Here is a 10702-nt window from a genome sequence, read left to right on the forward strand (position 1 = left end):
AATTCCGGCGTTTCAGCAGCGTGACTCCGCCCGCCCCAGATTTCCTCGATGTTTCACGCCGCCAGTTCTTCCGCCAGTCGGGACTGGGCCTGGGGTCGATGGCATTGGGATCTCTGCTCGCGCGGGACCTGCCTGCGGCGGCGGCCATCGCCCCGCGCCCCCATTTTGCGCCGAAGGCAAAGCACATCATCTACCTGCACATGATCGGCGCGCCATCGCAGCTCGATCTGTTCGACTACAAGCCGATGCTGCAGAAGATGGACGGGCAGACCTGCCCGGAAGAGCTGACCAAGGGCAAGCGCTTCGCTTTCATCGGCGGCGATTTGAAGCTCGCTGGAACGGAGTTCAAATTTCAGCGTCACGGCCAGAGCGGGCTCGAATTGAGCGAGCTTCTGCCTCATCTCGGAACCGTGGCGGACGACATCTGCGTGGTGAAGTCCCTGCACACCAACGAGATCAATCACGCTCCGGCTCAGATGTTCCTGCACACCGGATTTGGCCAGGGCGGGCGCCCGAGCTTGGGCGCCTGGCTGACGTACGGTCTGGGCGCGGAAAATCGCGATCTGCCGGCCTACGTGGTGCTGTTGTCGGGGCCGCCCGGTGGCGCCGGGTCGACGCTTTGGAGCACGGGCTTTCTGCCCAGCGTTTACCAGGGCATTCAGTTCCGCGGCAGCGGTGAACCGGTACTCTTTTTGGGCAATCCGCCCGGGCACAGTTCCAAAGACCGTCGCCGGGTGCTTGATGCCGTGAGGGCGCTCAACGAGCAGCAGCTCGGCGTCGTGGGCGATCCGGAGATCGCCACGCGCATCAGCCAGTATGAAATGGCCTACCGCATGCAGACCAGCGTGCCGGAGCTAATGGACATCACCCAGGAAAAGAAGGCGACGCTCGACATGTATGGCGCGCAGCCGGGGAAGGCCTCCTTTGCCAACAACTGCCTGCTCGCCCGGCGCCTCGTCGAACGCGGCGTGCGCATGGTGCAGCTCTTTGACTCCGACTGGGATCATCATGGCGGCCTCAAACAGCGCCTGTCAGCCAAGGCCAAAGACGTGGATCAGCCAATGGCCGCGCTCGTGCGCGATTTGAAGCAGCGAGGCCTGCTGGATGAGACGCTAGTGATCTGGGGCGCCGAGTTTGGCCGCACTCCGTTGCGCCAGGGCATCAACGGCGACGGCACCAAGACTTCCCCGGGCCGCGATCACCACAAGGACGCCTACACCATGTGGATGGCGGGTGGCGGCATCAAACCGGGGACGGTGTATGGCAAAACCGATGATTTCGGCTTCAACATCGCCGAAAACCCGGTCCATACCCACGACCTGAACGCCACGGTGCTGAATCTGCTCGGCCTCGATCACGAGCGCCTCACCTTCCGCTACCAAGGCCGTGATTTCCGCCTCACGGACGTCCACGGGGAACTGGTCGGTGGGATCATGGCCTGAGTTGGACGACTTCGTTCCAATAAAGAAAAATGCCCCAGGCATGAACTGCTGGCGTGGGTTCTGCGGGGCGGTATCGTACCGGCCTGTCATTCGGCAGAACCTGTTTTACCCCCTTTTACTTTCTCATGTGCGGAATCGTTGGATACATCGGCAATCGTCAGGCCAGCTCGATCCTTTTGGACGGACTGCGGCGCTTGGAATATCGCGGCTATGACTCGGCCGGGATGGCGCTCAATGGCGGCGGCGAAAGCCTGCGCATCGTGAAACGCGCCGGCCGGATCGACAATCTGCGTCAGGCGGTGACCGCTGCGAACCCGCTCGGCACGATGGGCATTTCCCACACCCGCTGGGCCACTCACGGAGCAGCCACGGACGTGAACGCCCACCCACACCCCGACCAGTCCGGCAAGCTGGTGCTCGTCCACAACGGCGTGATCGAAAACTATCAGACGTTGCGCGATCAAATGATCGCCAAGGGCCACACGTTTCAGTCGCAAACCGACACCGAGGTGCTCTCGCACCTGGTTGGCACCTACTTCGACGAATCGACCGAGAAGGACGGCACGCAGCGGCTCGTCAATGCCGTGAAAGCCGCTCTGGCGCGTGTGAAAGGAACCTACGGCATCGCGGTGATGCATGGAGATCTGCCCGGCGTGATCGTCGGCGCACGACTCGGCAGTCCGCTCATCGTCGGACTCGGTGATCACGAGCATTTCCTCGCCAGCGACGTTTCCGCCGTCGTCAACCACACCCGCGACGTGGTTTACCTCAACGACTACGACATCGTCGTCATCACGAAGGACCGCTACAGCGTGCAGTCACATGAAGGCGTCCCTGCCGAAGTGAAAGTCAGCCGCGTCGAATTCAGCGCAGACGACGCCGAGAAGGGCGACTTCCCGCACTACATGCTCAAGGAGATCTACGAGCAACCAACCTCGCTGCGGAACGCGATGCGCGGCCGCCTTTCCCGTGATGAATGCACCGCCATCCTCGGCGGGCTGAACATGACGCCGCGTGAGCTGGCGCAGATCGACCGCATCATTCTCGCCGGCTGCGGCACGGCCTACCACGCCGCGATGGTGGGCGAGTATTTGATCGAAACCCTAGCCCGCGTGCCGACGGAAGTCGAAATCGCCAGCGAGTTCCGCTATCGCAACGTCCCCGCGAACAAGAACACGCTGCAGTTTGTGATGAGCCAGAGCGGCGAGACCATCGACACGCTCGCTGCCATGCGCGAAGGCCAGCGCAAAGGCATTCGCTGCCTCGGCATCGTGAACACCGTGGGCAGCACGATTGCCCGCGAGAGCGACGGCGGCGTTTACATCCACGCCGGACCGGAAATCGGGGTGGCCGCCACAAAAACCTTCACCTCCCAGGTCACCATCCTCACGCTGCTGAGCCTGCTGCTGGGCCGCATTCACCACCTTTCGAGTGTGGATGGCCTCGAAATGATCGATCAGCTCGAAGAGCTGCCAGACAAGATCGTCACGATCTTGAAGCAGGCGGACAAGATCAAAGCCATTGCCGAGAAGCACGCGCATGCCGAGGGCATGCTTTTCATGGGCCGTCAGGCGAACTATCCCGTGGCACTCGAAGGCGCGCTGAAGATGAAGGAGATCAGCTACATCTACGCCAGCGGCCATCCGAGCGCGGAGCTGAAGCATGGCGTCATCGCCTTGGTGAAGCCGGACATGCCTTCCATCTTCATCGCACCCGACGACGCCGTGTTCGACAAGAACGTGAGCAACATCGAGGAAGTCCGCGCCCGCAAGGGTCCCGTCATCGCCGTGACGACCGAAGGCCGCACCGAGCTCGAACGCATCACGGACGACGTGATCTACGTGCCGGATTGCCCGTCCTACCTCACCCCCATTCTCAATGTCGTGCCGCTTCAGCTTCTGAGCTACTACACGGCGGTCGCCCGGGGTTGTGATGTGGATAAACCGAGAAATCTCGCAAAAAGCGTGACCGTGGAGTAGAGTTAGCCGTCCGCTCCCTGTCATGCCAACCTCCCTGCTTCGCTCCAGCCTAACGATCTGCATCGCCACGCTGGGGCTGTGCCTGTGCGGGATGCCTGCAATGTCCTCGGGCGAGCAGGGCCCGGAAGCTGCCGTGGCCGACCAAACTCCGGCCGATTTTCTCGATTGGGTGAGCCAGCACACCAAGGCCCGCTGGCGCCTGCTCTTTCGGCCGCCGCCGCCCACGCCACCCACCGACCGCGGACACGCCTCACTGATTCTCGGCAGCCTGCTAGCGGACAGTTTCCTCGTCTGGCAGGCGGGAGACTCACAGCAGTTCCGCAACAACAACCAGGACGTGCTCAGCTACTGCCGCATGCTCGGTCTCGGCGAAAAGCTCATGCCCCGCCTCATGGCTCAGGGCAAAATGGCCGAGATGAACGAGTGGAAGGAGCTGCGCCACGAAATTGTGGACAGCCATCAGGAGCTGATCCGCATGCTGAGAGAGCAGCGGGATGACGACCTCGCGGTGATGATCGATCTCGGTCTTTGGCTGCGAATGCTCGAAATTGTTTCCACCGTCGTCGCCGAAGATCCGGCCGTGAAGATCCGCCCGCTCTGCATCGGCTCCCCGGAAATCCTGCAGGATGTTCGCGAGCACTTCAGCAGCCTCAATGCCTCCAAGCGTGAGGAGGCCCTGGTCAAGCGCATCGGCACCGCGATTGATGAGATCAGCACCCTGTGGAAAAACGTGGAAACAAGCCCGCCGACTGAATTGCAGGTCAGCCAGACCCACGAAAAGCTCAAGCGGCTCCTGCTGGCCATCATGACTGAGCGGTAGGCCTGCCGCTGCTGTCTTTCGAAGTGACTGGAGTGGATTTTTTTCACGCTCTTTCACGACTTTCGGCTATCAACTTGCGGTTCATGTCACCCCGCATCCTCATCATCGGCCAGGGCCTCGCCGGCACCGCCCTGGCATGGCGTTTGTGGGAACGGGAAGTGCCCTTCGTCATTGTCGATCGTGATGAAGCGATCACCTGCTCGAAAGTGGCCGCCGGCTTGATCACGCCCATCACCGGCATGCGTCTCACCGTAAGCTGGCGCTATGCCCTGTTTTATCGCGAAGCGCTGCGCTTTTACCGCGGGTGCGGCAGACGCTTGAAGCAGCGCTTTCTCTTCCCACGCGGCTACGTGCGCCTGCTGAAGAACGAACAGGAAATCGCCAAATGGGAAAAGCGCCGCCGCGATCCCGACATGCAGCCCTTCCTGCATCGCCAGCCACCGCAACTCAACGCGGACGTGGTTCACAATCCACAAAACGGCTTTCAACAGCGCCACGCCGCCTGGCTCGACACCACCGCCTATCTTCAAGCCAGCCGTGCGTTCTTCGAATCACTCGATTCATGGCGCAAAGCCGATGTGAAACCTGACGAGGTTCATGATGACGCTCAAGGCGTCACTTGGAACGATCAGAGCTTCACCCACGTCATCTGGGCACAGGGGTGGAGCGCACAGCATCATCCGCTCCTCCACTGGGTTCCGTTCCAATCCGCCCTCGGCACCATTTTGACCGTCACCGCCGATCTTCACGGCGAGAAGCGCATCCTCAACCGCGGCTGCTGGCTCCTCCCGCGCAACGACGGCACCTTGCGTGCCGGCTCCACCTACGAATGGTCGTTTGCCGATCAGAACACACCTTCACCAACGCAGGTGCAGGAGCTTGAAGCCACTCTGCAAACGCTGCTCAAAACTTCCGCCCAAATCACTGCCACGCAGAGCGCCGTTCGTCCCATCATCAAAAACCGCCAGGCCCTCATGGGCACGCATCCCAGTCATCCACGCGTCGCGTTCCTCAACGGCCTCGGCTCGAAAGGCTCCCTCCGTTCCCCGTGGCTCGCTCGTCATCTCCTCGAACATCTGCTGGATGGCACTGCGCTTGATGAAGCGTTCGATCTGCAGCAAAACTCGGTATGACTGAACGCCCTCCCCATCTCGCCAGCCCCAACGGTGGCCTGCCGTCGTCTGTGCTGTGGGCGCAGTTGATTTTGAAGGACCGTCTTCGTGCGGGCGACGTCGCGATCGATGCGACGATGGGCAACGGACATGACACGTTGTTTTTGACGCAATGCGTCGCGCCAGAGGGCCATGTGTTTGCTTTCGACGTGCAGGAAGCCGCCTTGATCGAGACACGGAAGCGTGTGCCGGCTGAAATGACGACGTTGATTCATGCGGGCCATGAAACGATGCGCGCTCAAGTGCCGGTCGAGCTGCATGGAAAGATCAGCGCGGTCATGTTCAACCTCGGCTACCTGCCAGGCACGAACAAGGCGCTCATCACACGCACGGAGACAACGATGATCGCGGTGCGCGAGGCACTGGATCTGCTCAAGCCATCCGGCGTGCTCACGATCACGGTGTATCCTGGCCACGAAGGCGGAGCCGACGAAGGCCGCCACATCGCCGAATGGGCTGCCACGCTCGATTCACGGCGATTCGAGGTGCAGCACCTGCGGCCCGTGAATCGGGCGGCCTCACCGCCCGAACTATGGGTGGTGTGGAAGCGCGGTTGAGCACTTTATCACGCTGAAGTGTGAGCAACGTATGCATGGCATTGCTTGCACTCCGCCACATCACTGCCTAGCTGCCGCACCCCATGTCGAACCTCGACTTCCTCAGCATCCTGTCCGTCGCCATACCCGTGTATCTCACGATGGCCGCGGGGGCTGTGGCACGGCGCACGGGCTTGCTGAAGCCTGAAGCGGACGTGAGTCTGATGAAGCTTTCCGTGATGCTGCTGACGCCTGCACTCATCATCGAGCGCGTGGTGGGCAATGAATCGGTGATGAACATCGGTCCCGTCGCTGTTGCGGCCGGTCTGGGCTTCACACTCGTGGCGCTCAGCATCGGCTTTTCGTATTTTGTGGCACCGATCATTGGTTTGAAGCGAGGCGAAGGCCGCCGCACGTTTGGCGTGGCCTGCGGTTTGCAAAACTACGGCTTCGTGGCCATTCCGATCGTCACGGCGCTGTTTCCGGACAAAGGCACGCTCGGTGTGCTGTTCACCTTCACGCTTGGCGTCGAAATCGCCTGCTGGACGGCGGGAGTCGGCATGCTGACGGGTTTTGACAAAGCACCGTGGCGTCTCGCGCTGAACGCGCCGGTTATCACGATCCTGAGTTCGCTCGCGCTGAACTTCACCGGCCTGCACGGCTACATTCCGGCGATGGCGCACAACACCTTCACGATGCTCGGTGCATGTGCGGTGCCGCTGGCGGTGTTGCTCATCGGCGCATCAATCGCCGATCTGATCGGCCAGGAGCGAATGCAGTGGAAGGTGGCGGTGCTCAGCCCGGTGCTGCGGCTCGGCGTGCTGCCGTTCGGGTTCGTGGCGGCGGCGTATTACCTGCCGGTGACAACCGAACTGAAACGCATCCTCATTGTGCAGGCCGCGATGCCTTCCGCTGTGTTCAACATCATGATCGCACGCATGTATGGCGGTCACGCACCCACGGCAGTGCAGGTCGTCATCGCCACCACGGTCGTGAGCTGCGTCACCACGCCGATCGTCATCGCGTGGGGATTAAAACTCGTCGGCGCATGAACCTGCCGTGGTATCTGCTGCTGCCGCTGGGCGCTGCTGTGGGCTACTCCGTCGCGTCGCTGTTTTTGAAAAAGGCGCTCACGGAAGGCGCGCATCCGATGGCGTGCTTTCACATCAACAACTGGGCCTCGTCGCTCGTGTTCCTGCCGCTCGCGCTGCTGGAGAAGCAGCCGGTGGCCTGGCATCAATGGTATGTGCCCGTCGGGCTCGGCACGCTGTTCTTCATCGGGAGCTGGTTTACCTTCATCGCCATGCAGCGCGGCGATGTCTCGCTCGTCACGCCGGTGCTCGGATCGAAGGTCGTGTTCGTCGCTTTGAGCGCGAGCCTGCTCATCGCCGGCAGCATGAAGCCGCTCATGTGGATCGCCGCCATCATCACGACAGCGGGCATCTTCCTCATGAGCGCAACGGATTGGAAGACGCCGAAGGGTGCGCGTTTCGCGGGGCCTGTCGTCATGGCGCTCATCAGCGCGGCGATCTTCGCGTTTGCGGATGTGATTCTGCAAAAATGGGCGCCTGCCTTCGGCCCGCGCACGTTTCTCGCCATCCTCGCTCTCACCACCGGCGGGCTTTCGTTGTTTGCCATGGCGCTCATGCCCAAACCGCCGCCGATGCCGTGGAATCGCGCCACGCAATGGTCCATCGGCGGCAGTTTGCTCATCGCGGCGCAATCGGTGGTCATGGGCATCTCGCTGGCGTTCTTCAATGACGCCATCGGCGTGAACGTCGTTTACGCCACGCGCGGTCTGTGGAGCCTGCTGGCCGTGGCCTGGCTTGGACCGCTCATCGGCAACCGCGAGCGCCACGAATCCGGACGTGCTTACGGCATCCGCATTCTTGCCGCCACACTGCTGCTGGCAGGCGTAATCTTTGCCGTGGTCGCACGGATGCGAATTTGATTTGATCAAATCCACGCACGCAGGCGTCCAAACAGGTCAGCAAACCTCAAGCCTCCGACTGCCATGCACTTTTCCCTGCGACTCGCGATGATCGTGCTCTTTGCGGCGTTCACCTGCCGCGCAGCCACCACGACTTCATCTTCGGAAAAAACAGCCTCCAAATCTGAAGCGATTGGTAAAAAGGAATCGCCCGCCAAGCCGGATGAAAAACCGGTGGAACCCTCGAAAGCCGCAGTCTCCACGATCAGCATCGAGGACCTTCGTGACTTCGACAAGTATCCGAAGCAGGTGCAAAGCCTCGTGCAGAGCGCGCTCGCGCTCACGCATCTCGAACTCGGTTACCTCTATGGCTCGCACGATCCTGCGAAGGGCGGCATGGACTGCTCTGGCACCGTGTATCACATGCTGCACTTCCAGGGCTTGAAGGACGTGCCGCGTCAGTCCGACGAAATGTGCCAGTGGGTGGAAAAGAAAACGCAGCTCCACCTCACACCCACCGCCACTGCTTTCGACAGCGACGAATTCGCCGACCTCAAACCCGGCGACCTGCTCTTCTGGACCAACACCACCGAGACCAAGCGCAAGCTGCCCGTCACGCACGTCATGATCTACCTCGGCAAACTCAAGAAGACCGGCAAACGCGTCGTCTTCGGCGCCAGCGACGGTCGCAGCTTCCATGGCGAACGCCGCAGCGGCGTTAGCGTGTTCGACTTCAACCTGCCCAAAGCCGAAAGCCCGTCACACTTCTACGGATACGGCCACGCTCCCGGCCTCGTGCCGAAGGAACCGAAACCTGTCATCGTAGCCGCCTCCAAAGCGGCGGATGACACGAAACCTGCAGCGGTTGAAAAGCCCGCGCCCAAATCGGAAGCAAAACCAGAGCTGCCCAAAGAAGAAGTGCGCAAGGCCGTCGCCATCGTCTCTGAAGCGAAACCCGAATCAAAAACCGACTCCACTGCGAAAACCACCAGCGCCGGGACCGAGGACAAAGTCGAAGTCAAAAAGGCCACCGTGGCCGACGCAACACCGAAGACCACCACGACCACCACGACCACCAAGCCCAAGACAACGACCACGAAAAAGAATACCACCACGGCTTCGAGCACGTCGACCAAACGCCGCACACCCGCTCCGCCACCGAAGAGCGTCTTGGAACGCAAAGTCGATCAGGCGGTGAGTTCGATCAGGCGGTTTTTCCGGAATTGAAGGATTCAAGAAATGTTGCGAGCGGACATGCGACCTTGTCCCAAGAAGTAAAACTCCAGAAATGCGCTAAAACTAGGCCAGTCAGGTTCCAGAGTTCCTTCCCGTAACTTCTCATCACTCCCTTCAAAATCGACGTCATACATTTCGTCCTTTAGCGTGTCATAGACAAGGACTGCATCAGCAACTTCGTCCGACAAAACCACGCATTGGTTGGGGAAACCATGAACATCACGGCATGTCTGCGTCAGTTCTTCGGCATGGCCGACAATATCCGCGAGCTCGAACGAGATATGTCGGCTGCCGAAACCGCCTTCGTATTTCCGAAAAAACTCAACAAACTCACGCGGCGGTGTTACTCCAAGGCGCGTCAGCGCTTCATCAACTTCCCAAGGCCGATTTCTGAAGTAACAGCCTTTTGAATCGAGATACGACGTGATTTCGGGATTCATGGAATCGAAGAACTTTGAGAGCGGCCCAGTCATCGCAGCCACTCGTCGCGATGCGCATCGACGAAAACGTCATCGCTCAGATGCGTATAGGCGCGGCAGACGCGGTCGATTTCTTCGAGCTGGCCGGGGCTGAGGGATTCGTGCTCGTCGAGGCACCAGAGACCTTCGAGCAGGCCCTGACGGCGGAGGATTTCATGCAGACCGGCGATGCAGCCGCGGAAGACGTTCGCGGCGTCGAAGAAGGCCGCGTTGCTGTCGGTGACCTCGATGCCGAGACGCAGCAGCTCGGGTGTGACGTCGGCATTGCGGCAGCGTTCGAGCAGTTCGACCGCGCGCTGCGTCCACACGGACCAGTGGCCGAGCAGGCCGCCGACGATGCGGCGTTCTTTGCCGTCGAAGCGGAACGGCGTTAGGAAGTCGGTGACGATGCTGTCGTCGTTGCCGGTGTAGAGCGCGATGTCATCGCGTCCGGCCTCGATCACGGCACGAACGACGTCGAGCGTCTGGTAGCGGTTGAATGGCGCGATCTTGATGGCGACGACGTTTTCGATTTCGGCGAAACGACGCCAGAACGAATGACGCAGCACGCGTCCGCCGACGCTGGGCTGAAGATAAAACCCCACAACCGGCAGCACTTCGGCCACGGTGCGACAGTGCGCGATCATTTCGTCCTCGGAGGCATCACGCATCGCGCCGAGGCTGAGCAAACCGGCGTGATAGCCAAGCGAACGCAACAACTCGGCCTCGCTCGCGGCCTGCTTCGTCATTCCGCAGATGCCGCCGATGCGCACGAGCGGTTTCTCGGCACGATCCATCTCTTCCTTCGCGAGTTCGAGCACTGGACGAAACAAACCGACTTTTGGATCGCGAATGGCAAACTGCGTCGTGTGCACGCCGACGGCGAGTCCGCCGACACCAGCGGCGATGTAGTAGCGCGAGAGCGCCCGCTGACGACGTTCGTCGAGTTTGCGCTGCGCATTCAACGCAAGCGGATGCGCGGGAATGGCGATGCCGTGTTGTAGCTGCTGGCGGAAACTCATGGCGGGCTGGCTTTGATCCAGCCACGGAGCATGTCGCGCAAGACGCCCATTTCACGGAAAAGCTGTGCGAGGTCGTTGTGAAAATGCTCGAAGCACCACGGCCCGCG

The 10702-nt window shown here is 61.0% G+C and carries 10 protein-coding genes; 8 read left to right on the plus strand and 2 right to left on the minus strand.

The window, feature by feature from the left end; genetic code table 11:
- Positions 1-20 precede the first annotated feature (20 nt).
- The 8 genes from KDL09_RS23875 (at position 21) to KDL09_RS23910 (ending at position 9106) form a co-directional block, all read left to right on the plus strand.
- A complete protein-coding gene (locus tag KDL09_RS23875) occupies positions 21-1442 on the plus strand; it encodes a DUF1501 domain-containing protein (protein ID WP_294390995.1) in 1422 nt (473 codons plus the stop codon).
- Between the two features lie 125 nt (positions 1443-1567).
- Positions 1568-3421, plus strand: coding sequence for a glutamine--fructose-6-phosphate transaminase (isomerizing) (gene glmS, locus KDL09_RS23880; RefSeq protein WP_294390997.1), 1854 nt, complete (start codon positions 1568-1570; stop codon positions 3419-3421).
- A gap of 22 nt (positions 3422-3443) precedes the next feature.
- The gene (locus KDL09_RS23885; protein WP_294391000.1) at positions 3444-4241 is read left to right on the plus strand and encodes a hypothetical protein; all 798 of its coding nucleotides are present in this window, start codon (positions 3444-3446) and stop codon (positions 4239-4241) included.
- An 83-nt stretch (positions 4242-4324) separates the two neighbouring features.
- Positions 4325-5374, plus strand: coding sequence for an FAD-dependent oxidoreductase (locus KDL09_RS23890; RefSeq protein WP_294391003.1), 1050 nt, complete (start codon positions 4325-4327; stop codon positions 5372-5374).
- The gene (locus KDL09_RS23895) at positions 5371-5970 is read left to right on the plus strand and encodes a class I SAM-dependent methyltransferase (RefSeq protein ID WP_294391006.1); all 600 of its coding nucleotides are present in this window, start codon (positions 5371-5373) and stop codon (positions 5968-5970) included. The genes KDL09_RS23890 and KDL09_RS23895 overlap by 4 nt, the downstream gene beginning before the upstream one ends.
- 83 nt (positions 5971-6053) lie before the next feature.
- On the plus strand, positions 6054-7001 hold the full coding sequence (locus tag KDL09_RS23900; RefSeq protein WP_294391009.1) for an AEC family transporter: 948 nt from the start codon (positions 6054-6056) through the stop codon (positions 6999-7001).
- Positions 6998-7900, plus strand: a complete 903-nt coding sequence (locus KDL09_RS23905) for an EamA family transporter (RefSeq protein ID WP_294391011.1) — start codon at positions 6998-7000, stop codon at positions 7898-7900. Before KDL09_RS23900 ends, KDL09_RS23905 begins: the two co-directional genes overlap by 4 nt.
- Positions 7901-7963: 63 nt before the next feature.
- Complete coding sequence (locus KDL09_RS23910; protein WP_294391014.1) at positions 7964-9106, plus strand: NlpC/P60 family protein; 1143 nt, start codon at positions 7964-7966, stop codon at positions 9104-9106.
- Positions 9107-9111: 5 nt separating this feature from the next.
- Here KDL09_RS23910 and KDL09_RS23915 read toward each other — a convergent pair whose 3' ends face one another.
- Positions 9112-9555, minus strand: coding sequence for a hypothetical protein (locus KDL09_RS23915; RefSeq protein WP_294391017.1), 444 nt, complete (start codon positions 9553-9555; stop codon positions 9112-9114).
- Between the two features lie 29 nt (positions 9556-9584).
- Positions 9585-10595 (minus strand): dihydrodipicolinate synthase family protein, encoded by a 1011-nt coding sequence (locus KDL09_RS23920; protein ID WP_294391020.1) that lies wholly within the window; start codon positions 10593-10595, stop codon positions 9585-9587.
- Positions 10596-10702 lie beyond the last annotated feature (107 nt).

Source organism: Prosthecobacter sp. (assembly GCF_020439865.1).
GTDB lineage: Bacteria > Verrucomicrobiota > Verrucomicrobiia > Verrucomicrobiales > Verrucomicrobiaceae > Prosthecobacter.

Bases quoted from the DNA above. Each gene is read 5' to 3' on its own strand.
- glmS (WP_294390997.1), top strand. From the start codon at position 1,568: ATGTGCGGAATCGTTGGATACATCGGCAATCGTCAGGCCAGCTCGATC.
- KDL09_RS23885 (WP_294391000.1), top strand. From the start codon at position 3,444: ATGCCAACCTCCCTGCTTCGCTCCAGCCTAACGATCTGCATCGCCACG.
- KDL09_RS23890 (WP_294391003.1), top strand. From the start codon at position 4,325: ATGTCACCCCGCATCCTCATCATCGGCCAGGGCCTCGCCGGCACCGCC.
- KDL09_RS23895 (WP_294391006.1), top strand. From the start codon at position 5,371: ATGACTGAACGCCCTCCCCATCTCGCCAGCCCCAACGGTGGCCTGCCG.
- KDL09_RS23900 (WP_294391009.1), top strand. From the start codon at position 6,054: ATGTCGAACCTCGACTTCCTCAGCATCCTGTCCGTCGCCATACCCGTG.
- KDL09_RS23905 (WP_294391011.1), top strand. From the start codon at position 6,998: ATGAACCTGCCGTGGTATCTGCTGCTGCCGCTGGGCGCTGCTGTGGGC.
- KDL09_RS23910 (WP_294391014.1), top strand. From the start codon at position 7,964: ATGCACTTTTCCCTGCGACTCGCGATGATCGTGCTCTTTGCGGCGTTC.
- KDL09_RS23915 (WP_294391017.1), bottom strand. From the start codon at position 9,555: ATGAATCCCGAAATCACGTCGTATCTCGATTCAAAAGGCTGTTACTTC.
- KDL09_RS23920 (WP_294391020.1), bottom strand. From the start codon at position 10,595: ATGAGTTTCCGCCAGCAGCTACAACACGGCATCGCCATTCCCGCGCAT.